The organism is Longispora albida DSM 44784, from assembly GCF_000379825.1.
GTDB lineage: Bacteria > Actinomycetota > Actinomycetes > Mycobacteriales > Micromonosporaceae > Longispora > Longispora albida.
Map to the genome: position 1 here is coordinate 145,129 of NZ_KB903838.1, position 26,157 is coordinate 171,285.

General features: G+C 72.0%; 23 protein-coding genes. 17 read left to right on the plus strand and 6 right to left on the minus strand.

From position 1 onward, the window contains the following. Positions 1 to 24 precede the first annotated feature (24 nt). Positions 25 to 2,904, plus strand: coding sequence for an AfsR/SARP family transcriptional regulator (locus A3G1_RS37635; RefSeq protein WP_083937209.1), 2,880 nt, complete (start codon positions 25 to 27; stop codon positions 2,902 to 2,904). Here A3G1_RS37635 and A3G1_RS0130675 read toward each other — a convergent pair. Both A3G1_RS0130675 and A3G1_RS0130680 read right to left on the minus strand, forming a co-directional pair. Then, positions 2,901 to 3,959 carry a thioesterase domain-containing protein gene (locus A3G1_RS0130675; RefSeq protein ID WP_018353334.1) on the minus strand — a complete coding sequence of 353 codons (1,059 nt, stop codon included), beginning with the start codon at positions 3,957 to 3,959 and terminating at the stop codon, positions 2,901 to 2,903. The two genes, A3G1_RS37635 and A3G1_RS0130675, sit on opposite strands and share 4 nt — an antisense overlap. Before the next feature lie 9 nt (positions 3,960 to 3,968). After that, positions 3,969 to 5,444, minus strand: a complete 1,476-nt coding sequence (locus A3G1_RS0130680) for an amino acid adenylation domain-containing protein (protein ID WP_018353335.1) — start codon at positions 5,442 to 5,444, stop codon at positions 3,969 to 3,971. Between the two features lie 180 nt (positions 5,445 to 5,624). Here A3G1_RS0130680 and A3G1_RS37640 point away from each other — a divergent pair, with 180 nt between their 5' ends. The 5 genes from A3G1_RS37640 to A3G1_RS37650 all read left to right on the plus strand — a co-directional run bounded on the left by A3G1_RS37640 (position 5,625) and on the right by A3G1_RS37650 (position 11,955). Continuing rightward, on the plus strand, positions 5,625 to 8,102 hold the full coding sequence (locus A3G1_RS37640) for an L-tyrosine/L-tryptophan isonitrile synthase family protein (RefSeq protein WP_018353336.1): 2,478 nt from the start codon (positions 5,625 to 5,627) through the stop codon (positions 8,100 to 8,102). Further along, entirely contained in the window at positions 8,099 to 9,298 is a 1,200-nt protein-coding gene (locus A3G1_RS37645; protein ID WP_018353337.1) for an ATP-grasp domain-containing protein, read from the plus strand. Before A3G1_RS37640 ends, A3G1_RS37645 begins: the two co-directional genes overlap by 4 nt. Before the next feature lie 134 nt (positions 9,299 to 9,432). Further along, positions 9,433 to 10,044, plus strand: a complete 612-nt coding sequence (locus A3G1_RS0130695; protein WP_018353338.1) for a dihydrofolate reductase family protein — start codon at positions 9,433 to 9,435, stop codon at positions 10,042 to 10,044. A gap of 141 nt (positions 10,045 to 10,185) precedes the next feature. Beyond that, complete coding sequence (locus A3G1_RS0130705) at positions 10,186 to 11,415, plus strand: serine hydrolase domain-containing protein (RefSeq protein ID WP_018353340.1); 1,230 nt, start codon at positions 10,186 to 10,188, stop codon at positions 11,413 to 11,415. Positions 11,416 to 11,514: 99 nt separating this feature from the next. Beyond that, on the plus strand, positions 11,515 to 11,955 hold the full coding sequence (locus A3G1_RS37650) for a DUF1579 domain-containing protein (protein ID WP_018353341.1): 441 nt from the start codon (positions 11,515 to 11,517) through the stop codon (positions 11,953 to 11,955). A gap of 5 nt (positions 11,956 to 11,960) precedes the next feature. Here A3G1_RS37650 and A3G1_RS41005 read toward each other — a convergent pair whose 3' ends face one another. Further along, positions 11,961 to 12,098, minus strand: coding sequence for a hypothetical protein (locus tag A3G1_RS41005; RefSeq protein WP_157641516.1), 138 nt, complete (start codon positions 12,096 to 12,098; stop codon positions 11,961 to 11,963). Positions 12,099 to 12,297: 199 nt separating this feature from the next. Here A3G1_RS41005 and A3G1_RS0130715 point away from each other — a divergent pair, with 199 nt between their 5' ends. After that, complete coding sequence (locus tag A3G1_RS0130715) at positions 12,298 to 13,056, plus strand: hypothetical protein (RefSeq protein WP_018353342.1); 759 nt, start codon at positions 12,298 to 12,300, stop codon at positions 13,054 to 13,056. A 60-nt stretch (positions 13,057 to 13,116) separates the two neighbouring features. Here A3G1_RS0130715 and A3G1_RS39245 read toward each other — a convergent pair whose 3' ends face one another. Beyond that, positions 13,117 to 14,043, minus strand: coding sequence for a helix-turn-helix domain-containing protein (locus A3G1_RS39245; RefSeq protein WP_051110717.1), 927 nt, complete (start codon positions 14,041 to 14,043; stop codon positions 13,117 to 13,119). A gap of 263 nt (positions 14,044 to 14,306) precedes the next feature. On the opposite strand from A3G1_RS39245, the gene A3G1_RS0130725 reads away from it, so the two are divergent. From A3G1_RS0130725 to A3G1_RS39990, 10 genes are all read left to right on the plus strand, one after another. After that, a complete protein-coding gene (locus A3G1_RS0130725) occupies positions 14,307 to 14,495 on the plus strand; it encodes a hypothetical protein (RefSeq protein ID WP_018353343.1) in 189 nt (62 codons plus the stop codon). 64 nt (positions 14,496 to 14,559) lie between these two features. Beyond that, positions 14,560 to 15,024 carry a S26 family signal peptidase gene (locus tag A3G1_RS0130730; RefSeq protein ID WP_018353344.1) on the plus strand — a complete coding sequence of 155 codons (465 nt, stop codon included), beginning with the start codon at positions 14,560 to 14,562 and terminating at the stop codon, positions 15,022 to 15,024. Beyond that, positions 15,021 to 15,569 carry a thioredoxin domain-containing protein gene (locus A3G1_RS0130735; RefSeq protein ID WP_018353345.1) on the plus strand — a complete coding sequence of 183 codons (549 nt, stop codon included), beginning with the start codon at positions 15,021 to 15,023 and terminating at the stop codon, positions 15,567 to 15,569. Before A3G1_RS0130730 ends, A3G1_RS0130735 begins: the two co-directional genes overlap by 4 nt. A gap of 195 nt (positions 15,570 to 15,764) precedes the next feature. Then, entirely contained in the window at positions 15,765 to 17,081 is a 1,317-nt protein-coding gene (locus A3G1_RS0130740) for a NarK family nitrate/nitrite MFS transporter (protein ID WP_026212684.1), read from the plus strand. Positions 17,082 to 17,139: 58 nt separating this feature from the next. Next, a complete protein-coding gene (locus A3G1_RS0130745; protein ID WP_040480423.1) occupies positions 17,140 to 19,167 on the plus strand; it encodes a molybdopterin oxidoreductase family protein in 2,028 nt (675 codons plus the stop codon). After that, positions 19,164 to 20,480: an FAD-dependent oxidoreductase gene (locus A3G1_RS0130750; protein WP_018353348.1), complete on the plus strand. Its 1,317-nt coding sequence runs from the start codon at positions 19,164 to 19,166 to the stop codon at positions 20,478 to 20,480. The genes A3G1_RS0130745 and A3G1_RS0130750 overlap by 4 nt, the downstream gene beginning before the upstream one ends. Beyond that, complete coding sequence (gene nirB / locus A3G1_RS37660; protein ID WP_040480344.1) at positions 20,477 to 22,897, plus strand: nitrite reductase large subunit NirB; 2,421 nt, start codon at positions 20,477 to 20,479, stop codon at positions 22,895 to 22,897. The genes A3G1_RS0130750 and nirB overlap by 4 nt, the downstream gene beginning before the upstream one ends. Further along, entirely contained in the window at positions 22,894 to 23,214 is a 321-nt protein-coding gene (gene nirD / locus A3G1_RS0130760; protein ID WP_018353350.1) for a nitrite reductase small subunit NirD, read from the plus strand. The genes nirB and nirD overlap by 4 nt, the downstream gene beginning before the upstream one ends. Positions 23,215 to 23,263: 49 nt before the next feature. Then, the gene (locus A3G1_RS0130765; RefSeq protein WP_018353351.1) at positions 23,264 to 24,340 is read left to right on the plus strand and encodes a uroporphyrinogen-III synthase; all 1,077 of its coding nucleotides are present in this window, start codon (positions 23,264 to 23,266) and stop codon (positions 24,338 to 24,340) included. Continuing rightward, positions 24,340 to 25,041, plus strand: a complete 702-nt coding sequence (locus A3G1_RS39990; RefSeq protein ID WP_083937211.1) for a sirohydrochlorin chelatase — start codon at positions 24,340 to 24,342, stop codon at positions 25,039 to 25,041. Before A3G1_RS0130765 ends, A3G1_RS39990 begins: the two co-directional genes overlap by 1 nt. On the opposite strand, the gene A3G1_RS41010 is transcribed toward A3G1_RS39990, so the two are convergent. Continuing rightward, positions 24,936 to 25,490: a hypothetical protein gene (locus tag A3G1_RS41010; protein ID WP_018353353.1), complete on the minus strand. Its 555-nt coding sequence runs from the start codon at positions 25,488 to 25,490 to the stop codon at positions 24,936 to 24,938. The genes A3G1_RS39990 and A3G1_RS41010 overlap by 106 nt on opposite strands. Positions 25,491 to 25,652: 162 nt before the next feature. After that, complete coding sequence (locus A3G1_RS0130780) at positions 25,653 to 26,003, minus strand: hypothetical protein (RefSeq protein ID WP_157641517.1); 351 nt, start codon at positions 26,001 to 26,003, stop codon at positions 25,653 to 25,655. Between the last annotated feature and the right edge of the window lie 154 nt (positions 26,004 to 26,157).

Here is a 26,157-nt window from a genome sequence, read left to right on the forward strand (position 1 = left end):
ACGGTTGTGCTGCACAATCGATCAATGATCATGTATTCCCTGCTCGGGGCTGTGGAAGTCCGATCAGGTGACAGCCCTATACCTGTCACCGCGGGGCGGCAGCGTGCCGTGCTGGCCGCGCTGCTGCTCCACCGCAACCGGGTCGTGTCCACCGCCCAGCTCATCGATCTCCTGTGGCCCGGCGCTGCCCCGGCCTCGGCCCGGGTCACCGTGCAGAACTACGTGATGCGGCTCCGCAAGACCCTCGCGGCGCACGGGGCGGGCGACCGGCTGCTGACGAGGGCTCCCGGGTACACGATGATCGTGGCGCCGGGGGAGCTGGACCTGGACGACTTCGGCGGCCTGTCGGCCAGGGCGAGGGCCGCGCTGGACAACGGTGACGCGCCGGCCGCCTCGGCGCTGGCGGCGCAGGCGCTGGCCCTGTGGCGGGGGCCGGCGCTGGACGGGATCGAGCTGGACCTCGGCGGCGAGGTCGCCCGGCTGGAGGAGTCGAGACTGTCCACACTGGAAATCCGGGTCACCGCCGACATCGCCCAGGGCCGGTTCGAGGCGGTGATCCCCGAACTGCGGTCGCTGACCGGTGAGCATCCCCTGCACGAAGGGATGTGGCGGCAGCTCATCACGGCACTGGACGGGGCTGGCCGCCGCGCGGAAGCCCTCGCTGTCTTCCAGGAAGCCCGCCGCGTGCTGGCGGACCAGCTCGGCCTCGAACCGTCGGCGGCGCTGCGGGCACTCGAAGCCGAGATCCTGGCCGGCCGTCCAGCAGCCCAGCCGCCGGCGCCGGCGATGCTGGTGGTCGCGTCCGGGCCGGCCCAGCTGCCGCGCGACATCGCCGACTTCACCGGCCGGCACGCCGATGTGGCCTCACTCGCCGGATGGCTGTCGGCGGCAGCGCCCGCCGCGCCGCCGGTTTGCGTGATCACCGGGCCGGGCGGCGTCGGCAAGAGCACCCTCGCGGTCCACGTGGCCCATGAGGTACGGCACCTGTTCCCGGACGGGCAGCTGTTCGTCGCCATGCACGACGGCACGCGGCCCGTGCCGCCGGAACTGCTCGCCGGACGGCTGCTGCGGGACCTGGGAGCCAGCAGCGCGAGCCTGCCCGACGACCTGGACGAGCGGGTCGCCCAGTACCGGAGCCTGCTGACCGGGCGGCGCGTGCTCCTCGTGTTCGACGACGTGCGCGGCGCCGGGCAGCTCGAAGCCGTGCTGCCCGGCGTGACCAGCTGCGCGACGATCGTCACGAGCCGCCGCCGCCTGGCCGGCCTCGCCGGGTGCCGCAGGCTCGACCTCGACGTGCTCCGGCCGGAGGAGGCCCGCGAGCTGTTCGGGGCCATCGCCGGGCCCGAGCGGGTGAGCCGGGAGGCCGGCGCGGTCGCGGACATCGTGGAGGGCTGCGGGTACCTGCCGCTGGCGGTGCGGATCGCGGCGTCGCGGCTCGCGGCCCGGCCGGGCTGGCCGGTGGCCGAGCTGCGCGACCGGCTGGCCGACACCCGGCGTGTCCTCGACGAGCTGCACGTGGACGAGCTCCAGATCCGGACGACTTTCCAGCTCAGCTACCAGGCGCTGACCCCGGACCATGCCCGCGCGTTCCGCCAGCTCTCCGTGCCGGACACCTCCGAGATCACGTCGGCGGCCGCGGCGGCACTGCTCGCCCTCCCGGAGCCAGTAGCCGAACGGCTCGCCGAGGGGCTGGTGGACGTGCACCTGCTCGGGTCACCGGGGCCGGGCAGATACCGGTACCACGACCTGCTCCGCCTCTTCGCCCGGGACGAGGGGGCCACAGCGGACGGAGCGGCCAGCCGGGACGACGCGCTGGGCCGGCTGCTGGAGCACTACGCCGTCGTCAGCGAGGCGGCGGTCCGGCTGGTCCGGCCCGGGTACCTGCCGGAGCGGGAGGGCTGCGGCGACCAGCGGTTCGCAGACGCCGCCGAGGCCAGGGCGTGGCTCACCGCGCAGATCGAGGGCATCGTCACGACCATCGCGCAGGCCGCAGCCGGCCAGCCCCGGCGGGCAGCTGTCCTGGCGAGGATCCTCGACCACGTCCAGTGGCACCTGCGCTCCACGAGCAGCTGGGAACTGTGGGGCCAGGCCTGCCAGGGCGTCCTCGCCACCGCGACCAGGTCGGGCGACCAGCTGGCCGAGCTGACGGCCCGCGAACAGCTCGGCCAGCTCGCGAGCCTGCGCCGGCGGCCAGCCGAGGCGGAGGTCCAGCTCACGGCGGCCCTGGCCCTCGCGAGGGAACTGGGCGAGAGTAACCGCGCCGGGTACGTCCTCAACCGCCTCGGCCTGCTCGCGTACTACAACGACGAGTTCGACCAGGCGGCTGGCCTTCACCAGCAGGCACTCGAACTCTTCGAGGCAGCTGGGGACCACAACGGCACGTGCGCGGCACTGACCAACGTGGCGATGGCCCGCAGCACCCAGGGCCAGTACGACGTCGCGCTGCCGCTGCTCGACCGGGCGCTGCGCATCGCGGAGGAACAGAACAGCGAGGACGCCGTCGCGTTCGCCCTCCACCACATCGCACGCTGCCAGGTCGCGCAGGGCGAGTACGAGGCTGCCGTGCGCACCCATCACCGCAACCTCGACGTACTCCGCAAACGCGGTTACCGGGAAGGTGAGGCGTACACCCTGGCCGAACTGGGCCGGACCCATGCGGCGGCCGGCGAGCTCCACGAGGCCGCCGGGCACTTCGAGTCCGCGATCAGTGCCTTCCGCGCGGCCGGGGACCCGTACGCGGCCTCCCGGTTCACGCTGGACCTCGGGCACGTCCACCAGCGCCTCGGCCAGGTGGACACGGCCCGTGCACTGTGGACGGAGGCGCTGGCGGTCAGCGAGACCGGCGACCCGGCGACCTCGGCCAAGCTCCGGAGCGCACTGGAGAGCCTGCCTGCTGGCGGCTAGCCCAGCGCGTCCCTGAACGCCTGCTCGGTGACCGGGTCGGCCAGGATGCTGACCATCGTGATCTCCGGCGTGATCCGGATGTCGGCCCGGGGCAGGAACCGTCCCCAGTAGTCCCGGGTCTCCTGGTCGTACTCGGCCGGCACGACCACAGTGACCGGCCCGTCGTAGGTACGCGGCTCGTAGTGGTCCTGGGAGCAGGCGGCCGCCGCCCACAGCACCGTGAGGCGGTAGAAGTCGTCCAGCTCGTCGGTCTCCTCGAACCAGACGCGCTCCTTGAGCTCGGCCAGCACGGCCGGCAGGTCGGCGACCGGGTCGTTGAGCCCGAACCGGGTCTTCAGCACGCCGAGCAGGTACTGGAAGTGCTCGGTGAGCCCCCAGCCCGGGTCGAGCTCCGGCATGCCGCCCGGCAGGTCGAGCAGGACGAGCGAGGCGACCTCGGCCCCGGCGTCCCGCAGCCGGTGCGCCATCTCCAGCGCGACGACCGCCCCGCCGCACAGCCCGGAGAGGTGGTACGGGCCCTCCGGCTGCCGCTCGCGGAGCTGCGCGAGGTACCACCCGGCGGTCTCCGCCACGGACAGGAAGGGCCGGACCGGCGCGCGGTACCCGACGGACTCGAAGCCGTAGACCGGCCGGCCGCCCCGGACCTTGTCCATGAGCGCTGTGGCCAGCCGGACGTGACCGGTACCGAGTGGCAGCACGAACATCGGCTCACCCGTCCCGTCCGCGAGGAGCGGGACGAGGTTGGCCGGCGCGGCCGGGTCGTGCGGGCTGAGGCTGGTCCGCCACACGTGCGCGACCATGTCGGGCCTCAGGCCGGGGGCCGGTACCTGGGACGAGGCCGAGGTGATCGCCTTGGCCAGGGTGGCGATGGTCGGATGGTCGAAGACGTCGATGGCCGCGATGGTCAGGCCGGCCGCGCGTGCCCGGTCGACGACGTCGACGACGAGCAGCGAGTAGCCGCCGAGGTCGAAGAAGTCGTCGTCGGGGCCCGCCGTCACGCCGAGGATCTCTTCCCAGATCCCGGCCAGGATCTTCTCGGCAGAAGTGGTGTCCACAGTGTCTCCTCAGGTGCTGGAGGCCAGGCCCGGCAGTGCGGCCCGGTCGAGTTTCCCGGACGGGGTGAGCGGCAGGGCAGGCACCGCCACGTACCGGTGCGGCACCATGTGCCGGGGCAGGAACCGCCCAGCGTGCTCCCGGATGTCCGCCGGGACGGCAGGTACGGCGCACGCGACGAGGAACTGTGCTCCGGCCGGCGTCGTGACCACTGTGACGGCGGCGTCGCGTACGGCTTCGTGGCTCCGGAGCACCGCTTCGATCTCGCCCAGCTCGACCCGGAAGCCGCGCAGCTTGACCTGCTGGTCGGCCCGGCCGAGGTATTCGAGGGAGCCGCCGGGCCCGCGCCGCGCCAGGTCGCCCGACCGGTACCAGCGGCGGCCGTCAGCCGCGACGAAACGCTCGGCGGTCAGCTCCGGACGGCGCAGGTATCCGGCGGCGACCCCGGTACCGGCGATCCACATCTCGCCGGGCTCGCCGCCGGCCACCGGCTGGCCGTCCGGGTCGCGCAGGCTGATCGTCAGGTGGGGGAGCGGCTCGCCGATCGGGTTGCCGGTACTGTCCTCGCCCAGCTCGGCGAACGTCGCGTGCACCGTGATCTCGGTGATGCCGTACATGTTGACGAGCCGGACGCCCGGTACCAGCCTGGCGAAGGCCCGGGTCACGTCGAGGTCGGCGCTCTCGCCGCCGAACACGACGCACCGGACGGCGAGCGGAGGCCGGCCGGCCTGCTGGTACCCGAGGACGAACGACCGGAACACCGACGGCACCTGGCTCAGGATCGTGATCTGCTTCTCCGCGAGGAACGCGGTGAGCGCCTCGCCGCTCAGCGCGGCCGCTTCCGGTACCCAGACGGCCGTGGCCCCGGTGGCCAGCGCGCCCCACAGTTCCCACACGGAGAAGTCGAAGCTGATCGAGTGGAAGACCGACCACCGATCGCGACCGTCCACATCGAACAGTGGCAGGGCCGCGTCCAGCATCGCGACGACGTTGCCGTGCGAGACGACGCAGCCCTTCGGCTGGCCGGTGGAGCCGGAGGTGTAGATGACGTACGCCGGATCGTCCGGGCCGGACGGCACGCCGGCCCAGCCGGGTGCGGGCTCGTGGCCAGAGGCCGGGACCACCTGGGCGGCTGTGAACCCGCACCCGGCCGCCAGCGCCGGATCGCCGACCAGCACGCTGAGGCCGGCGTCGGCGGCCATCATCCGCAGCCGTGCGGCCGGGTACGCCGGGTCGAGCGGGACGTACGCCGCGCCGGCCATGAGGATGCCGAGGACGCCGATCGCCGCGTCCGCCGTTCGGCCGGTCTGGAGGCCGACGAGGTCGCCGCGCCGGACGCCGAGCGCGGCGAGCCTGGCGGCCAGCGCGCTCGCTGCCTCGCCGAGCTGCCGGTAACTGAGTGTGCTGTCTCCGGCCTCGATTGCCGGGGCTCCGGGCTGCCGGCGGCTGACGTCCGCGAACAGCCCCGTCAGGGAACCGGCGTGCATGCTCACTTCCTCTCTGGCGTGGAAGTCCTGCGTGGACCTTGCCAAAATAGCTGGTGGAACGCCAAGATCAAGAAAATGTGCGCAAGATCAAGTCCTGTGTGCACGCTGCGGCCGGCTGTGTACATTCGATCAGCTGCTTGATCATTCTCCGCGGAAAGACGAGTGAGGAGATTACTGAGCGTGCCTGTCTCCTTCGCTGACCTGGTCCCTGCCGATCCTGTCCTCGCGCTCTACTGCTGTGCTCCCGCCGGGAACGCCCCGGCCGCCGCCGTCCGCCCGCCCGGGGCGCCGGGTGACGCGGGGATCCTGGTGAAGGTGCTCAGGATCGCCGTGGACCGGCACGGCGTCGCCCTGCCGCCCCTCGGCCAGCTCGGCTTCACCGCTGACGGCCGCCTGGTCCTGCCACCCGGGACCGCGCCGGAGGCGACCGCGGCCACCGTCCAGGGCTGGCTCCGCGACCTGGCCACGTGGGCTCCCACCGCCGAACCCGAGTCCGGCTCCGACACCGAGTTCGAATCCGAGATCAAGGCCGAGCTGCGTTTTCTCCGCCCAGAGATCGCCGGGATCTTCGGCCACTGGGGGCACTCGGTCAGCGTGGCGCAGCACGCGGTACTGGCTGATGTCCTGGATCGTGTGGCAGAACAGGCCAGGAGGCGGCGCACCGACCCGGCGCTCAAGCGGCCGGCCGTGATGCTCGATGTGGATCTGTGTGCGCTGGCCCCCCGCGAGCGGACGATCGGCGCCCTGCGGGCCACTGGGGAGCGGCACGGGATCGCCGAGTTCACCGATCCCGGGAGCTGGCGCGAATGGCCCACCTACCATCCGCCAGCCTGGCAGGCCAGCACGGCAGCGCTGCGGGCCGCCTATCCGCTGCTCGACTGGGAAGCCGTCCACGCGGATTTCTGCACGGCCTTCTTCGAGCCGTGGGAGCGGATGCGGTCGGACGAGCCGGTGGCCGGGCTGGCCGAGTTCGCCTGGGCGGTGTTCGACGCTGGCGGTGAGCTGGTGTTCAACACAGGCCGCCGCGAACGGCTCCGCGCCCACACCGAGGCGGCTCTCGCCCGGGCTGGCATCCTCCAGCCGCGCATGGCGATGATGCCCGACGACCGCACACGACCTGTGCACGAGCACAAGGCCGGGAACATCGCCAGCTTCGGCGACCTCCACATCGTCGCGGTCTTCGACGACCTGTGCGAGAACAGGCAGGCCATCGCCAAGGAACTCCCCGGAGTGCTGCCGGTCGCGACCGCCATTCCCGGTTTCGCCGTCGAGCACGAGGCCCTCGCCGGCCCTGACGACGGTGCCACGACGATCACAAGCTTCGATTTTGTACCCAGGACGGAGCGCACAGTCCCAGCCACCGCCCGCACCGCCCTCTCGGACACGCTGTCCATTGCGGAGTTGCCGATGGCTGAGCTGGCCGACCACTCGGCCGCAGCGGCCCGGCACGCCATCCACCTCACGGAATCCGAGTCGGCCGGCCTGATCCGGGCCCTGGTGGAGCGCTCGGACACCGCAGCAGGCCGGGTCGCGGAGAACGCCTGGCGGACCCACCCCGGCGGCGACCCGGTCGCGCTGCTGCACCACGTGCTCACCCGCGAACGGTTCCGCAAGGGTCCGAAGGCGAACTATCCGCTGGCACTCGCCGAGCGCGACCTGCGCCCGCTGACCCGCCGCGCGCAGCCCATCCCCGTCGTCACCTTCGGCTTCCCGGTGAAGCTGCACTACAACGACCTGAAGACGGCCGGGTTCCAGCCGGATCTCGCCGAGGCCGGCGCGCTGGCCCGTCTCCGCGAACTCCAGCGCGCCGCCCGCCAGGTGTACCCGCCGGGGCTGGCCATCACCGTCCTCACCGACGGGAACCACTTCCAGGAGCGGCCGGCCGCGCTGCTGTCGGCCTACCACGGGAAGCTCGCCGAGTACCACGAGCTGGTCGGCGGGCGCGACTATTTCGAGATGTCCGATGTGGAGGATGTGGCTGAGCGGAAGCTGGGCATTGATGTCCGGGCCCGGCGCGTGCCGCTCCTCGCGGAACACCTGCGAGCCATCAACCGCGCGCTCGCCGGGCTCGACGTGACAGCCGGCCCGGTCGCGGCCCTCGCCGAGGCGACCCGGCGCTGCGCCGAACTGACCGGCCGCCGGGGCGACGGCACGGTGATGCCGGCCTTCGACGCGCTGTTCCGGTCGATCCTGTACGTGGTGGAGGTCGAGCCCCCAGCCGGCTACACCCGGTTCACGTGGTCGAAGCTGCTGTACGCGAACATCCTCAACGTCACAGGCGGGCCGGCCGAGGTCCGCGCCGCCCGGCGGGAGGTACTGCGCGGGGCATGGGAGCAGACCGCGCGGTACCTTGCCGTGCTCCAGGTGGACCGCGATCTCGGGTACGACGACGCGTCGCTGTTCCCCGGCCGGGTCCGGCTCACGCCCAACCCGAGGCCCGGCAGCGCCGGCTTCACGTACCTGGGCGGGGCCGGAGTGCTGCCGTGGCACGGTACCGGGGCCGTCACCCCGCTCGGCCAGCTCTCCGCCGACTTCGCCGTGTCACTCGCCGACCGGGCCTACCTCCCCGTGTACTCGCCGTTCCTCGGCTCAGCCCAGCCGTGGGCGATGGCACCCAGCCGTGAAGCCCTGAGCCTGATCCACCTGAGGCGACGGTGACCACGCTCGCCGTCGTGTACGACGAGGGCGCGGCCGACCCGCGCGAGATCCGGGCCGGCCTGGCCGGTCTCGGCGAGCTGGTCTACGCCGTCCCCGCCTCCCCGCACGCCACGGCGATGCTCCCGCTGCTGCGGGAACTCGGCCGGGTCGTGCCGCTCGCCGAGGTCCCGGCGCTGCGCCCCGGCGCCGTCCTCACCTTCAGCGAGCGCCAGGTCGTACCCACCGCCGAGCTGGCCGCCAGCCTGGGCCTGCCCGGCCACAGCCCCGAGACCGCACGGCTGCTCACGAGCAAGCCCGCGCAACGCGCCCGGCTCGCCGGGTCCGGAGTGGACAGGGTGCGCAGCTACCTTCTCCGCGACCCGGCGGACTGGCGAGCGGCCGTCGAGCACACCGGGCTGCCTGCGGTGCTCAAGCCGGCGCGAGGGGAGGGCAGCTCCGACACGTACAAAATCAGCTCTGTCGAACAGGCGGAGCGCCTTGCCGGGCCGGGTCTCGTGCTCGAAGAGCTGCTCGCCGGGCGCGACGCGGCACCGTACGGCGACTACGTGTCGGTCGAGAGCGTGGTCAGCCACGGCCGCGTCTGCCACGTCGCGATCACGGGCAAGCTCCCGCTGCTCGAACCCTTCCGTGAGACCGCCCAGTTCTGGCCTGCCGTGCTCGCGAGCGGCGAACCCGAGCAGATCCTCGGCCTGACCACCCGCGCGCTCGCCGCCCTCGGTGTCACCACCGGAGTCACCCACACCGAGATCAAGCTGACGGCGGCCGGGCCGCGCCTGATCGAGGTCAACGGCAGGCTCGGCGGCCTGATCAACGAGCTGAGCACCCGGGCGGCCGGGATCAGCCTGGTCGAGCTGGCCGGCCGGGCAGCGCTCGGGGAGCACGTGTCCCCGCGGCCGGCCAGCCCCGGCCGGGTGTACTTCCAGTACAACCATCCGGCTCCGGCCGGCGGCGGCACGCTCCTGGCCGTGCGCGGCATCCCTCAGGTCCGCAAGGTACCCGGCGTCACCGGCTACCGCAGGCTCATCCAGCCGGGCACGCGCTTCGGGCCGTCGGTGATGAGCCGGTTCCTCGACCATCTCGAAGGCGACGCGCCGGCGCACGCGGACATGCTGGCCACGATCGCCGCGGCCTCCGCGGAACTGACCTTCGTGTTCGACGCCCCGCTGGGCGAGGTCACGGGCACGGAACTCGGCTGACGCCGGCCCGAAGTGATCTATCGTGAACGGGGAGTGACGGGGAGCGAGAGATCCGGGTGCCCGGCAGCGATGAGTTTCCCGCCGCCCCGAGGTCTACCTGCTGACGGGTACCACCAACTCATCAGGAGCAGGACATGGGCCGGATCGACATCGAGCTGTTCGCCACCCTCGACCTCGTCGGGCAGGCGCCCGGCGGACCCGGCGAGGACCCGCTGGGGTTCCCGTACGGCGGCTGGATGGCCCCACTGGCCGACGAGGTCACCGGGGCACAGATCGCCGCGGCGTACGAGGGCACCGACGCGCTGCTGCTCGGCCGGCGGACACACGAGATCTTCTCCGCCTACTGGCCGCGGCAGGCCGGCGAGTTCGGCGAGCTCTTCAACACCATCCCGAAGTACGTGGCCTCCCGTGGCCGGCCGGACCTCTCGTGGGCCGGCTCGGCGCAGCTCGGCCCCGACCTGGCCGCCGGCGTCCGCGAGCTCCGCGACCGGCACGAGCGCATCAAGGTCGTCGGCAGCCTGAACCTGGTGCAGACCCTCCTGCGCGAGAAACTCTTCGACGGCATCGACCTCTGGGTGCACCCGATCATGCTCGGCGCCGGCAAGAAGGTGTTCGACGGCGGCACGGTACCCACGAACATCACCCTGCTCCAGCCTCCAGCCTCCAGCCCGAAAGGCACCGTCTACCTGCGCTACGGGCTCGCCGAGGGCACGCCGGCGACCGGGGACATGTCCGCCGGCGACTGATCCTTTACTGAGGCTAATCAGTTGTTGCCCAGGTCGTCGTTGATCATCTGACCGGCCACAGCGGACGCTGTACCTGCGGGATCACCCGGGCACCCGGGACCGATCCCCGCGACCGACACCGTACGCATGGGGAGATTCACGATGGGGCAAGGCAAGGGCGGCTTCTCCGAGCCGGGGCTGAAGAAGCTGCGCGACGTGCTGGCGCGGCACGTCGATTCCGGGAAGATCCCCGGGCTCGTCGCGCTGGTGAGCCGGGGCGATGAGACGTACACCGAGGTGATGGGCACGATGCTCCATGACGGGGGCGCGCCCATCCGCCGGGACACGCTCTTCCGGATGGCCTCGACATCCAAGCCGGTGACGGCTGCGGCGGCGATGATCCTGCTCGACGAGTGCCGGCTGCGTCTCGACGACACCGTGGACGAGTGGCTGCCGGAGCTGGCTGGCCGCCAGGTACTGGCCAGGATCGACAGCCCGCTCGACGACACCGTGCCCGCCCGGCGGCCGATCACCGTCCGGGACGTGCTGACCTCGACGTTCGGGCTCGGCATGGACATGACAGCCCTCGGTACGCCGATCATGGGCGCGGTCTTCGAGCTGGGCCTCACTCCCAACCTGCCGGCCCCGATGCCGGAGCCGGACGAGTGGATGCGCCGCCTCGGCACGCTCCCGCTGATGCACCAGCCCGGCGAACGCTGGCAGTACCACATCAGCAACGACCTGCTCGGTGTCCTCGTCGCCCGGGTCACCGGCCAGTCCTTCGAGAGCTTCCTCGCCGAGCGCCTCTTCGGCCCGCTGGGCATGACGGACACCGGCTTCCACGTACAGGCCAGTGACCTCCACCGGCTGCCACCGCTGTACGCGCCGGACCCGCAGACCGGCGAGTTCCACGTGTGGGACCCGGCCGAGGGCGGGCGGCACAGCCAGCCGCCGGCCTTCACGAGCGGCGGAGGCGGGCTCGTCTCCACAGCCGACGACTACCACGCGTACTTCCGGATGCTGCTGAACAACGGCATGCACGGCACCGAGCGGATCCTGTCCCGCGCCGCCGTCGAGCTGATGACCACCAACCAGCTCACCGCGGCGCAGCAGGCCGACCGGGACGCCCTGGCCAGGAACAACGTCCACATCTCCTTCGGGCAGGGCCAGCACGGCGGCTGGGGCTTCGGCATGGCGGTACGCACCTACCGTGGCGACTACGCGCCGATCGGGCAGTTCGGCTGGGACGGCGGATCGGGCACCGCGACCTATGCCGACCCGGTCAACGGGATCACCGGCATCCTGCTCACCCAGGTCGGCGCGAGCGTCCCGCACCCGGCCCGGCTGATCCAGGACTTCTGGACCACGGTGTACCAGGCGATCGAGGACTGAGCCGCCGGGCGGGCCTGGCCCGGCGGATCACTCCTCTTTAGAGGTCCTAACTCCATAGCACCACCAGTCATGGAGTTAGGACCTCTTAGACTGCCGGGCATGACTGAGCCAGCCGAAGTACGCCAGTTCGATTTCTGGATCGGCGACTGGGACGTGTACCTGCTCTCCGACGGCACCCTGGCCGGCACCAACCGGGTCGAACCCGTGATCGGCGGACGGGCCATCGCCGAGCACTGGTCCGGCGTGACCGGGGTCCTGGGCACCAGCCTCAACGCCTGGGACCCCGACCGGCATTGCTGGCACCAGACCTGGATGGACACGTCCGGCGCGACCCTGATGCTCGACGGCGGGATGCGCGACGGCGTGATGGTGATGACCGGCTCCGCCGCCGACCCGGAAGACCCTTCCACCGTCCAGCACCACCGGATCACGTGGCGTCCCGTCACCCCGGACGAGGTACACCAGCAGTGGGAGACCTCGGCAGACGGCGGCGAGACGTGGAAGGTGGAGTTCCTCGGCTCGTACCGCCGCAAGGGCTGACCCGATCAGACGCGTACTGGGTGCCAGGATCGAATCCTGGCACCCAGCAGCGTTTCCGGCTCATGCACCACGCCTCCCAGCGCGGCGACAGCGCTGCTCGTCTTCGTCGCGGTCGGGGCCGGATCGATCCTGGTCAACGCCACGGCTACGTCCTTGGCGGAGTGTTCTGCGGGCTCAGTGATCACGGAACGCCGGCCGGGTACTCACCCGATCTGTCCCTGATGGTGAGGTCTGCCACTGTGACCCGGATTTCGGAGGACGATCCCGTGATCCACTGGCTACTGTCCTGAACGCCGGAAGGGCGGGCTTCCCAGGCCTTGCCCGGCTTACGGGAGGAATGCAGTGAAGATTCGTACCACCCTCGTCGCCCTCACCGCGATCCTCGCAGTGCCGCTGCTGGCAGCCTGTGGCGGCGACAAGGACAAGGACACTCCGAAGGGCAGCCCGACGGCCGTGTCCAGCAGCCCGCAGGCCTCGCCGCGGGACGCGTTCCTCGCGAGCATGAAGAAGCTCGAAGGCCTGCCGATGACGTTCTCCACCGACGTGATGCTGTCGGACGGGACCGCGATGAAGTCGACCGGCCAGTACGACACCGCCAACAAGAAGGTGTCGCTGACCAGCGTCATCAGCGGCGAGGGCCAGAAGGTCACCACGAAGCTGCTCATGGTCGGCCCGGACCTGTGGATGCGCATCGAGGGCATCCCGGGTGCCGGGGAGAAGTGGATGCACGTCAACCTGGACAAGCTGCCGGCCACCAGCGAGACGCGCAAGAAGCTCACCGCTCCGGCGAACGCCACCCAGCTCGCCGAGGCGCTGGCCACCGTCGAGCAGATGGGCGCCACCAGCTTCTACGGCACGGTGGACCTGACGAAGATGGACGGCGCGTCCGGGCTGGACAAGGCCAAGCTCAAGGACGTCACCAAGACCGCCTTCACCGCCACCGCCGACAAGGAGGGCAGGCTGACGAAGCTGTCCATCTCGCTCGGCACGCTCGGCGAGATCGCGTCGACCTACACGGACTTCGGCAAGCCGGTCACCGTCACGGCCCCGCCGGCCGCCGAGGTCGTCGAGGCCCCGGAGCAGGTCCTCACGACCCTGTAACGCTGTTCTGACAGAACGGCCCGTGCCCTCGTGGTACGGGCCGTTCCGCGTACCCAGGGGTTACCGGGCCGTGCCCGTCTCGCCGGTCGGCTGGGGGTCGACGCTCAGCCACACGCAGGCCTTGTTGCGGTGCCAGTCCGTGGGCTGGGGGCTGTTGCCCGTGTAGATGCCGGCCTGCACGCACAGCCGCGTCTCCGGCTTGAGGGCCACCCCCTGGGCGTGTTTCCACACGTACGTGTGGCTGAATACGTTCCCGGACGCGACCCCGCACGGGGTGCGCTTGGCGTCGCCGTACCAGGTCCCGCTCGGCGCGGTCCCGCTCACCATCAGCGCCATGCTGCAGTGCGGCGTGCTGTTGCCGATGGAGCCCTCGATCTGGAAGACGGTGGCACCGGTACGGGTGACCCGGATGCACAGCTCGCCCCACGGGTTGGTCGAGGCGCAGTGCGACGGTCCGAGCCCAATCGAGCCGTCGGTACCGGCCGCGAGCCGGATTGCCGTGTTCCGGCTCGACTCCGGCGCGGGTGTGTGCCGGGCGACGGGGCCGCCCGGTGGCGGCGAGCTGTTGCCGATAGCCAGTCCGATCAGGACGAACAGGCAGGCCAGCGCGGCAGCTCTCAGCCGGGTACCCGCCCGGGGCCCCGGGTCGCGCGCTGGCGCACCGGCAGGCGCCGGCTCCGTCGAGGCTCCTGGGAGGCTGTGCTGGACCGAGGCTGACGCCAGCCGGTCGTACGCGGCCAGCCAGCGGGGCAGGCATGCCTCCCCGCCGCAGATCGTCACCAGGGTCACGACCTTCGCCCGGCCCGGCAGGTTGCTGCGGTTGAGCATCCCGGCGAGTGTCGACGGGGCGAGCGGGTCGCCCGCCGCCGTGCTCCGCGCGGTGATCTGCCGGTACGTCAGACCGGAGCGCTGCCGCAGGACGCGGAGCAGTGCCACGAACTCCGCAGGACTGCCAGCTGTCTCGAGCCCCCCGATTTCACTGTCCACGGTGGACAACCTTGGTCGAATCCCGGCCATAAAGTCAAGTCCATCGATGACTGCCGCCTGGCCGGCAAGCCGTGAATACACCCTCCCACCAGCATGAACAGCTGTTCCGAACACTTCCGGAACGATCCGAACAGCCGCATCCGTTGCCTCGCCGGCCGCGCGGGCCGACGCTGGCCGTGGCCCGCTGATCGGAAGCGGGCCGCAGCGGGTCACCCATCCCCGTGACCCGCTGCCCCATCCCCACCCGTACGGAAGGAACACCCATGCGTCAGCTGCTCGGGACGGTCTCCGATCGTCTCCTCCACCTCGTCGCGCCCCGCCAGCGGGCCTCGGCGATCAACTGCTGGCAGTACGAGGCCTGCTACAAGCGGGCCTGTGCCGGCGGCCGCAACAAGCTCTACGAGGTCGACCCGTGCAACGACCGGCAGCGCTGGACCTGCGGCGCCTGCTGACCCCAGCTGGCCCGGGGTGCCCGCCAGCCGCGGCGGGCACCCCGTCACGAGAGGTTCCCCCGCGATGATGCCGCTTGCCGCCGTCCTCCTCCTCGCCCTCGCAGCCGTGGTGGCCGTCCGGCGCCGGTACGTCGTCGTGACCGTCGACGGGCTCAGCATGGCCCCCACAGTCCGCCCCGGTGATCGGGTACTGGTCCGCCGCTGCGGGCCAGCCGGGGCCAGTGCGGGGCGGCTCGCGGTGACCGAGCCGCCCGCCGGTACCCGCTGGGATCACGCCCGCCGTCCGGGTCTGCTGATCAAACGGGTGGCCGCCGCACCCGGGGATCCCGTACCCCGGGTGCGCGCGCTGCGCGACCGGCCGGAGCCCCGGGTACCGGAGGGCCGGATCGTGCTGCTCGGCGACAACCCGGACGAGAGCCTCGACTCCCGTTCGTGGGGCTACTTCCACACCGACCGGATCGTCGGCGTGGTCGTCCGCCAGTTCCCCCGTGCCGTGCCCGTCTCCTCCGGAAAGGACCCACACTCATGACCTTCCTGACCGCGTTCACTGTCCTGGTCGCGCTCGTCTGCCTGCTCAACCTGGCGCTGACCCTCGGCGTCATCCGCAGGCTCCGCGAGCAGCGGCCGGCCGGCGGAGCGAGCGAGGCGGGCGCGCCGGCCGTCGTGATGGGGCCGGGCGGCGCCGCTGGCCCGTTCTCCGCCCGGGACACCGCCGGGGCCGTCGTGAGCCGGGACGCGCTGGCTGAGGGGTCGTTCGTGCTGTTCATGTCGCCGGGCTGCCCGGCGTGTGAGGACCTGCTGCCGCTGGTCGCCGAGCGCGCGGGGGAGTACGGGCCGGACCGGGTGCTCGCGGTCGTCATCCGCGAGGAGGGCGAGGACGAGCTGCTCGGTGAGTACGTCCGCCGGATGTCGCCGGTGGCCCGCGTCGTCGTCACCGACTTCGGCAGCGAGCTGACCACAGCGTTCGGGCTCCAGGGGATGCCGGCCTACGTCGAGCTCGGCCCCGCCGGGCAGATCGCCAGCAGCGGCCGGACCCTCCCGCGCCGGGCGGACCTGGCAGGCCAGCACATCTGAGGATGGCCGGGCCATAGTGGACATACCGCCGGCCGTCACGGGGCGGCCGGCGGAGTGCCACGCGCGGAGGGCCCCGGGGAGAACCTGACCGGAAAGACGACTCACAACTGGCTGTTCATGCTGGTGAGGGAAACGTAACCGGCGGGACTCCAGAGTGGATACAACTTCGCAACGCGCAGGTGGCAATATTTGCGCATGACGAAGACGGTGGCGCGGCGATGGATCACGGACTGGGATCCCGAGAATGAGGCATTCTGGCGGCAGTCGGGTGCCCGGATTGCCCGCCGTAATCTTATTTACTCTGTACTGGCGGAGCACCTGGGCTTTTCGCTCTGGTTGCTGTGGAGCGTCGTGGCGGTCAGCTTGCCGGCCGCCGGGTTCCAGTTCACTGTGGACCAGCTGTTCTGGCTGGTCGCGGTGCCGAATCTGGTTGGTTCCGTCATGCGGATCCCGTACACGATGGCTGTCGCCCGGTTCGGCGGGCGCAACTGGACGACCGTTTCGGCAGCGCTGCTGCTCATTCCGATCGGGTTGATGGCGTATTGCGTGTCGACGCCCGGTACACCTTATGAGTTTTTCCTTGTCGCGGCGGCGACGGCCGGTCTCGGCGGCGGCAATTTCGCGTCGAGCATGGCGAATATCTCGTACTTCTACCCAGAGAAACACAAGGGTGCAGCACTCGGTATCAACGCGGCGGGCGGGAACCTCGGCGTCGCCGTGGCCCAGTTCGCGGTGCCCGCCGTGATCGGCACCGGTGCGGCGCTGCACCTCGCGAACGCGCCGCTCCTCTGGCTCGTGCCCGTGCTGGCCGCGACGGCCTGCGCGTGGCTGTTCATGGACAACCTGACGGTGTCGCGGGCGAGCGTCGCAGAGCAGACCCCGGCCCTGCGCAACCGGCACACCTGGATCATGTCCTTCCTGTACATCGGCACGTTCGGCTCCTTCATCGGCTACTCCTCGGCCCTCCCGCTGCTGATCAAGTCGCAGTTCCCCGAGGTGAGCTGGGCGTACTGGGCAGCCATCGGCCCGCTGATCGGCTCGCTGGCCCGCCCGGCCGGCGGCTGGCTGGCGGACAGGGCCGGCGGGGCCAGGGTGACCCTCGCGACGTTCGCCGTCATGGGGCTGGGCGTGGCCGGGGTGCTCGGCGCGCTGGCCGTCCACAGCTTCGCCCTCTTCGCGCTGTCCTTCGCGCTCCTGTTCGTCACGAGCGGCCTCGGCAACGGCTCGACGTACCGGATGATCCCCGCGATCTTCCGCGCCCAGACCCCGACCCTGGCCGAGGCCCGCAAGCAGGCCGCGACGGTGATCGGCCTGGCGGCGGCGATCGGGGCGCTCGGCGGGTTCCTGATCCCGCGCGGGTTCGCGGCTTCCATCTCCGCGACCGGGTCGCTGGACACCGCGCTGTGGGCGTTCCTGGCCGGCTACGCGATCTGCGCCGGCGCGACCTGGTGGTTCTACCTGCGCACGGTGTGGACGGCCCGCGTGCCGAGCCTCGCGCACGCCGGCGTGTAGCAAGCCCGAAACACAGGAGGTACCCCTCGTGAAACCTTCGACCCCGACGCTGGCTGGCATGGCCCCGACCCACTGCCCGTACTGCGCGCTCCAGTGCGCCATGACCCTGCACCGCGACGGGGCCGGCGTCAGGGCCGAGGCCGGGCCGGGCGGGCTGTGCCAGAAGGGCTGGCGGGCCCCGGAGCTGCTCGGCCATCCCGGCAGGCTCCGGTCGCCGCTGGTCAGGGACCGGGACGGGCACCTGCGGCCGGCCGGATGGGAGGAGGCGCTGGACCGGGTCGCCGCTGCCGTGGAGCGTACGCAGGCCACGCACGGCCGCGACGCGGTGGCCCTGTTCGGCGGGGGCGGCCTGACCAACGAGAAGGCGTACATGCTGGGCAAGTTCGCCCGGGTGGCCCTCCGCACGTCCACTATCGACTACAATGGACGGTTCTGCATGTCCTCGGCGGCGGCTGCCGGGATCAGGGCCTTCGGGATCGACCGGGGGCTGCCGTTCCCGCTCACCGACCTGGCGACGGCAGGCACGGTGCTGCTGATGGGCGGCAACGTCGCCGAGACCATGCCGCCACTGCTCCGGCACCTCGCCCCGCGCAACCTCATCGTGGCCGACCCGCGCCTCACGGCAACGGCGAAGCTGGCGGCGCTGCACCTCCAGACCACGCCCGGTACCGATCTGGCGCTCGCGAACGGGCTGCTGCACATCGTGCTCGCGGAGGGGCTGGCCGACGCGGAGTACATCGAGGCGCACACGACGGGCTTCGAAGCTGTCCGGGCGAGCGTGGCCGCGTACTACCCGGCGCGCGTCGAGCAGCTGACCGGCGTGCCGATCGCCGACCTGTTCGCGACCGCGCGGCTGCTGGCGGAGGGGGAGACGAGCTACATCCTCAGCGCGCGGGGCGCCGAGCAGCACGCGAAGGGCACGGACACGGTGACGGCCCTGATCAACCTCGCGCTCGCGCTGGGGCTGCCGGGGGTGCGCGGCGGGTACGGCTGCGTGACCGGGCAGGGCAACGGGCAGGGCGGGCGTGAGCACGGGCAGAAGGCCGACCAGCTGCCCGGGTACCGGAAAATCGACGACCCGGACGCCCGGCGGCATGTCGCCGGGGTGTGGGGAGTGAGCCCCGACAGCCTGCCCGGCCCTGGCCCCTCGGCATACGAGCTGCTGGACTCGCTCGGCGTCAGCACGAAGGCGCTGCTGGTCTTCGGGTCGAATCCGGTCGTGTCGGCACCGCGCGCGGCGCACGTCGAGAGCCGGATCCGCTCGCTGGACTTCCTCGCCGTCGCCGACCTCGTGCTCTCCGAGACGGCAGACCTGGCCGATGTCGTGCTGCCCACCGCGCAGTGGGCCGAGGAGGACGGCACGATGACGAATCTGGAGGGCCGCGTCATCCGCCGCCGGGCTCTCACCCAGCCGCCCGAGGGCGTGCGGACCGACCTGGACGTCCTGTCCGGACTCGCGGCTCGCTTCGGGCACACCACCGGATTCAGTACCAGCCCGCGAGAGGTCTTCGCCGAACTCCGCCGGGCCAGTGCTGGCGGCGTCGCCGACTACAGCGGGATCTCCTACGAGCGGATCGAGGCCGAAGGCGGCATCTTCTGGCCGTGCCCGTCGGAGGACCACCCGGGAACGCCACGCCTGTTCGGCGGGGGTGTGTTCGGCACGCCCGACGGCCGGGCACGTTTCACGGCCGTCGAGCACCGCCCGGCCGCTGAGGAACCATGCGCGGACTATCCGCTGTACCTGACGACCGGGCGGGTGCTGGGCCAGTACCAGTCCGGAGCACAGACGCGGCGCATCACCCCCGGCGAGGGCTTCGTCGAACTGCATCCGGACCTGGCAGCCCGCCTGGGCATCGTGGAAGGGGAGTTCGTGGAGGTGACCAGCAGGCGGGGCAGCGCGGTGGCGCAGGCCCGGCTCAGCCCGGACATCCGGCCAGACACGGTGTTCATGCCCTTCCACTGGCCAGGCGCGGCCCGGGCCAACAGCGCGACGAACGACGCGCTCGACCCGGTGTCCCGGATGCCGGAGTTCAAGATCTGCGCGGTACGCGTGTCGGCTGCGCAGGGTTCGGTGGCTGCCGCATGAGGACGATCATCATCGGGTACGGGATGGCTGGCTCGCGGCTCGCCGGCGAACTCGCCCGGCGCGGGCACGACGTGACCGTGTTCGGAGCCGAGCCGCACGCCGCGTACAACCGGATCCTGCTGTCCGGCCTCCTGGCGGGCACTGCGGCCGAGAGCACGATCATGCTGCCCGAGCCGCCGGACACTGTGGACATCCGGCTCGGCGTGGAGGTCACCTCGATCGACCGGGCCGCGCGCACGGTCAACGGCGTGCCGTACGACGCGCTCATCCTCGCCACGGGCGCGGAGCCGATCACGCCACCGATCGAGGGGATCAGCGGCGTACCCGTCTTCCGCACGCTCGACGACTGCCGCCGCATCGTGAAGGACGCGGAAGGTGTCCAGTCGGCTGTCGTGGTCGGCGGCGGGCTGCTCGGCGTCGAGGCGGCCCGGGGGCTGGCCGAACGCGGGCTCGCGGTCAGCATCGTCCACGGCGCGCCGCACCTGATGGAACGCCAGCTCGACGGCCCGGGGGGCGAGGTACTGGCCGCGACGCTGGCCCGCCTCGGCATCACCGTCCACTTCGGCCAGACCGCCGCCCGTACGCCGTGGGGCCTGCTGCTCTCCGACGGGCTGGCCGTCCCGGCCGACCTGGTCGTCATGGCCTGCGGCGTGAAGCCGTCGACGACGCTGGCGAAGCGCGCGGGGCTGGCCGTCGGCCGGGGCGTCCTCGTCGACGACACGCTCCGGACCTCCGACCCGGCCATCTTCGCGATCGGCGACTGCGCCGAGCACCGGGGCGTCACGGCCGGCCTGCTCGGCCCGGCCTGGGCGCAGGCTGACGTGATCGCCGGCCTGCTCAGCGGCCTGCCAGCCTCCTACCAGGGCTCGCGGCCGGTCACCCGGCTCAAGGCTGGGCAGATCGACCTGGCGGCGATGGGCGTTGCCGAGGGCGACGAGGTGCTGACCTTCACCGACCCGGCGCGCGGCACGTACGCCCGGATCGTGATCGAGCGCGACCGGCTGGCCGGCGCGATCCTCATCGGCGACAACCCCTCGGCCGGCCAGGTCATCCAGCTGTACGACCGTGGCGCGCCCGTGCCCTCCGACCGGCGCTCGCTGCTGCTCGGCCGGGCCTCGGGCGCCGTGACGGCCGAGTCCCCGGTGCTCATGCCCGACAGCGCTGTCGTGTGCCGGTGCAACGGGGTGACGAAAGGCGAGATCGTCCGCTGTGGTGCCCGCGACGTGGCGGGGATCGCGGCGGCGACGAGGGCCACAACGGGCTGCGGCAGCTGCGTGGACGCGGTTGCGGGCCTGGCGAGGAGTGTGACATGACACGACGACTGGTCGTGATCGGCAACGGGATGGTGGGCCAGCGCATGCTCGACGAGCTGCTGCCTGGCTGGGCCGTCACTGTGCTCGGCGCGGAGCCGTGCCGGGCGTACGACCGGGTGCGGCTGTCCGCGTACGTCGACGGGGCGACGGCCGCCGAGCTGAGCCTGGCAGCGGGCAACGACGCGGAGTTCGTGCTCGGTACGCGGGTCACCGGCATCGACCGCGATCTGCGGATGGTGCACACGGATGACGGGGCTGCCTACGGGTACGACGCGCTCGTGCTGGCGACCGGGGCCCGGCCGTTCGTGCCGCCGGTGCCGGGGGCTGACCTGCCCGGCTGCTTCGAGTACCGGACGCTGGCCGACCTCGACGCGCTCCGGGCGTACGCGGCGGGCAAGCGCACGGGTGCCGTGATCGGCGGCGGGCTGCTCGGCCTCGAAGCGGCCCAGGCGCTGCGGTCCCTGGGGCTCACGGCGCAGATCGTCGAGTACGCCCCGCACCTCATGCCGGCCCAGCTCGACCCGGCCGGCGGAGCACTCCTGCGCAGGCTCGTCGAGGACCTGGGCATCACCGTCCACACCGAAGTCTCCGTCACCGCGATCAGGAGGGAGTGGGACCCCTCATGCCGTGATAGCGACGTGAGGGGTCCCCTGATCATGGAAGGCCCGGGGATAGAGGTCGATGTCGTCGTGTTCGCGGCTGGGGTCCGGCCGCGTGACGAGCTGGCCCGGCAGGCCGGCCTGGCCGTCGCGGCCCGGGGCGGCATCCACGTGGACGCCCTCGGCCGGACCGCCGACCCCGCCGTCTACGCCATCGGCGACTGCGCGGCGATCGACGGCCGCGCGTACGGCCTCATCGCTCCCGGCTACGCCCTCGCCAAGGCCGTCGCGGCCCAGCTCAACGGGACGACCCCCAAACCGGCCACTGTGGACACAGCGACGAAGCTCAAGCTGCTCGGTGTGGACGTGGCCAGCTTCGGCGTGACGAGCGGCCCGCTCGACGTCGTGTACTCCGACCCGGCCCACGCCGTCTACGCCAAGCTGGTCCTGTCCGACGACGCGCGGACCCTGCTCGGCGGGGTGCTCGTCGGTGACGCCTCGGCGTACCCGTCGCTGCGCGCGGCGCTCGGCGGCCCGCCGCCCGGCAAGCTCGCCGAGCTGCTGACCACGCCAGCGGACATCCCTGGTTCCGCGCAGGTCTGCTCGTGCCACGCGGTCACGAAGGACACGGTCGCCGAGGCCGTCGCGGCGGGCTGCTCGGATCTGGCGGGGCTGAAGGCGTGCACGAAGGCCGGTACGGGCTGCGGGTCGTGCGTGCCGCTGCTGAAGACGTTCCTGAGCAGCTCGTCGAAGGCGCTGTGCGAGCACTTCACCCAGTCACGGCAGGAGCTCTTCGACCTGGTCAGGGTCAGGCGCATCACGACGTTCTCCGCGCTGGTCGCCGCGCACGGTACCGGTGGCGGCTGTGATGTCTGCAAGCCCGCCGTGGCCTCGATCCTGGCCTCGCTCGGCAACGGCCACATCCTCGACGGCGAGCAGGCCGCGCTCCAGGACACCAACGACCACTTCCTCGCGAACCTCCAGAAGGACGGCAGCTACTCGGTCGTGCCCCGCATCCCCGGCGGGGAGATCACGCCGGACAAGCTGATCACGATCGGGGAGGTGGCCCGCGACTTCGGCCTGTACACGAAGATCACGGGCGGGCAGCGGATCGACCTGTTCGGTGCCCGGGTGGAGCAGCTGCCGCTGATCTGGCGGCGGCTCGTGGACGCGGGCTTCGAGTCGGGGCACGCGTACGGCAAGGCGCTGCGGACGGTGAAGTCGTGCGTGGGCTCGACGTGGTGCCGGTACGGCGTGCAGGACTCGGTCGGGCTGGCCGTGGAGCTGGAGCTGCGGTACAGGGGACTGCGCTCGCCACACAAGATCAAGTCGGCGGTGTCCGGCTGCGCCCGGGAGTGTGCCGAGGCCCGGGGCAAGGACTTCGGCGTGATCGCCACCGAGAACGGCTGGAATCTCTACCTCGGCGGCAACGGCGGCTTCCAGCCCCGGCACGCTGACCTGTTCCTCACGGATCTGTCCACAGCGGACCTGGTCCGATATATCGATAGATTTCTGATGTACTACATCCGGACCGCCGACCGCCTCCAGCGCACCTCGGCCTGGCTCGAAGCCCTCGACGGCGGCCTGGAGCACCTCCGCGCCGTCATCGTCGACGACGAGCTGGGCCTGTGCGCGGAACTCGACGCCGCGATGGCAGGCCACGTCGCCAGCTACGCCGACGAGTGGCGCGCGGTCCTCGACGACCCGGCCAAGCTCAGCCGGTTCGTGTCCTTCGTCAACGCACCGCGCGAGCCGGACCCCTCGATCGCGTTCACCGTCGAACGTGGCCAGCCCGTCCCCGCCGGAGGCCCCCGATGAGCTGGACAGTCATCTGCGCGAAGGAAGACCTGCTGCCGGGCAGGGGAGTGGCGGCGCTCGCCGGGCCGGTCCAGATCGCGATCTTCCTGACCCCCAGCCTTTCCCTGTACGCCGTGGGCAACCTCGACCCGGCCAGCGGCGCGTGTGTCCTGTCCCGGGGCATCCTCGGTACCCGGGCCGGCACGCCCGTCGTCGCCTCCCCGATGCACAAGCACGCCTACGACCTGGCGACCGGCCGGTGCCTGGACGACGAGCGGCTGGCCGTCCCGGTGTACCCGATCCGCGAGCGCGACGGCCTCGTCGAGGTCGGCCTGTGACCGGGCCGCTGCGCGTGATCATCACCGGGGTCAGCACGTGACCGCCCTTGTGACCGGGCCGCTGGCCGGGTTCACGGTGGCGGTGACCGCCGAGCGGCGGCGCGCCGAGCTGGCCGCGATGTTCGAGCGCCGTGGGGCACGCGTGGTGTCGGCACCGGCCCTGAGCATCGTGCCGCTGGCCGACGACGCGGGCCTGGCAGCCGCGACCGGCGACTGTGTGACCCGGCCACCGGACACAGTGGTGGCCACGACCGGCATCGGGTTCCGTGGCTGGCTGGAGGCCGCGGAGGGCTGGGGCGCCGGCGAGGAACTGCGTGCGGTGCTCGGCCGCGCCGAGCTGGTCGCGCGCGGCCCCAAGTCGAGGGGCGCGATCCGGGCAGCTGGCTTCGCCGAGGCCTGGCACGCCGAGTCGGAGTCCTGCGCGGAAGTACTGGAACGGCTGCTCGCCGCCGGCGTCACCGGCCGCCGGATCGCCCTCCAGATGCACGGCGAGCCGCAGGCCGAGTTCGTCGCCGCGCTGCGGGCGGCAGGCGCCGACGTGGTCGAGATCCCGGTGTACCGGTGGGTGCCGCCACCAGACCCGGCCCCGCTCCGCAGGCTCGCCGCGCAGATCACAGCCGGGCAGGTCGACGCGGTCACGTTCACGAGCGCGGCCGCCGTGACGGCACTGCTCGACCTGGCCGGCCCGGAAGCACCCGCGATCCTCTGCTCCTTCCGCGCCGGGGTACTCGCGGCGTGCGTCGGGCCGGTGACGGCCGCCCGGCTGGCCGCCGAAGGAGTACCCGTGGCGATCCCCGGGCGCTCGCGGCTCGGCGCGCTCGTGAAGACCGTCGAGGACGAGCTGCCAGCTCGAGCCGTGCGCGTGGGCACGCTGGACATCCGGGGCCACGCCGTGCTGGTCGACGGCGAACCCCGCCAGCTGCCACCCGCCCCGATGGCCGTGCTGCGCGCGCTCGCGGCGGAGCCCGGCCGGGTACACAGCCGGGCCGAGCTGCTGGCGGCCCTGCCCCGGGGCGCCGACGAGCACGCCGTCGAGATGGCCGTGACCCGGCTGCGCGCGGCGCTGGCCCCGGCCCGGTACGTCCAGACGATCGTCAAGCGCGGCTACCGGCTCCGGGACGGCTGATGCTGCTCGCGGTGGCACACGGTACGCGGCATCCGGGCGGGCGGGCACAGATCGGGGCACTGGCGGAGCGGGTGCGTGCGCTCCGGCCGGGGCTCGGTGTCAGCCTGGCCTACGTGGACATCCAGGAACCTCGGGTGGCCACGCTCAGGCCGGAGCCGGGGGCGGTGGCTGTCCCGTTGCTGCTCTCCACCGGGTACCACCTCAGGAACGACATGCCGCACGGCCTGCCAGTGACGGCGGGCCTGGGCCCGGACCCTGCTCTGGCCGATGTCCTGGCCCGGCGGCTGGCCGGCGTCGAGGCGCAGGACGCTGTGGTGCTCGGCTGGGCTGGATCGAGCAGACCCGAGGCGCGGGCCGACCTCGCCGGAGTGGCGGCGGACCTGACCGCCCGCCTGCCCTGCCGGGTCGTCACGAGCACCACGAACGCCAGCCAGGCGGTCGCCGCGCTCCGTACCGGCGGCGCCCGGCGCGTCGTCATCGCGTCGTACCTGCTGGCGACGGGAGCCTTCCATGAGGCGCTACTCCGGGCTGGCGCCGACGAGGTCACAGAGCCGCTGGTCACCGCAGCGAGCCTCGCCGGACTGGTTCTCGCCCGTTACGACGCTGGACAGTCCCGGAGCAGGCTGTCGAAGGCCGGGCCGGCGGCATCAGCCGGGAACACGCGGGCGGTGGCGGCTTGGTCCGGCGACACGATCGCGTAATGGTCGGCGAGGTAGGACAGGCCCCACGGCTCCCGGGCGTGGGCGCGCACGAGCGTCTGGCCGCATCTCGTGCAGGCGATCCACGGTACGAGGACGGGCCTGGTCTCGGCTCCGGTGTCCTCGTCCTCGTCCTCGCCAGGCAGTTCCGCGAGTTCGGCCAGCCGCACGCTGGGCTGGCTGCCGTCGCTGCGGCAGGTGGCCAGGCTCGGCGTGAGTGCCTCCAGTACACCCCAGGTCTCCGCCGTCACGGCGATCTGCGCCCGCGTGGTCTCGCTGACGGGGATCTCGTGCTCGAGGAGGGCGGAGACGAGAAGGCCCAGGCCAGCCTCCTGTTCCCCGATGGCCCAGCATTCCCGGACCTGCCTGGCCTCGGGCTCTGGCAGCAGGCTCGCCAGCCTGTCCCAGGTCAGGGCGTCGTCGCCGGTCACCGGGAGGGGTTCGTGGCTCACCGCGCCATTCTCCCACCCGGTGCCGATCGCACCACGGGAAGTGCCCCGGCCGGGACCGCCGGGGCACTGTTCACCGCTTGTGCTCACTCTTCTCAATACCCGGTGCGGCTCCGTCCATAAAGGAGCATCCCAGGAACTGGAACGCCCGGGGCGCGTCTCCGGTCAGGGTGCGCCGCCCGTGCAGCGGCGGGTGGTGGAATCGGTGACGGTCGCGCCCGTCGAGTCGGTGACCACGATCGACACCCGGGGCGAGGTGTTGGCCGAGCAGCCGAAGCTCACGTATGTCTTGTTGTCGTGCTGCGGGAAGTAGTACCCGTTGTAGCTCCACTTGATGGTCACCGGGCCGACGGCGCCGGAGTGCCAGGCCTCGCAGAACAGGCTGTAGCGGATCGGCTCGCAGAACATGTCGGCGGTCAGCCCGGCGGCCTGGGCCGGGGTGGCCGCCGCGAGCATCGCACCAGTCAGGCCGGTCGCCATCGCGAGTGCGCCCAGCGAACGTCGCCAAGAACTCATGTCGTACTCCTGTCTCAGGCGCAGCCCCGCACTGTGACGGCGGCCACTCGTTTCGAACTCCGGTCATGGTGCCGCGCCCGCCGGTCCCAGCTCAAGAGCGCTGATCCACTGAGGACGATTCCGAACGATCCCGAACGCCGCCCCGCCGCCCAGG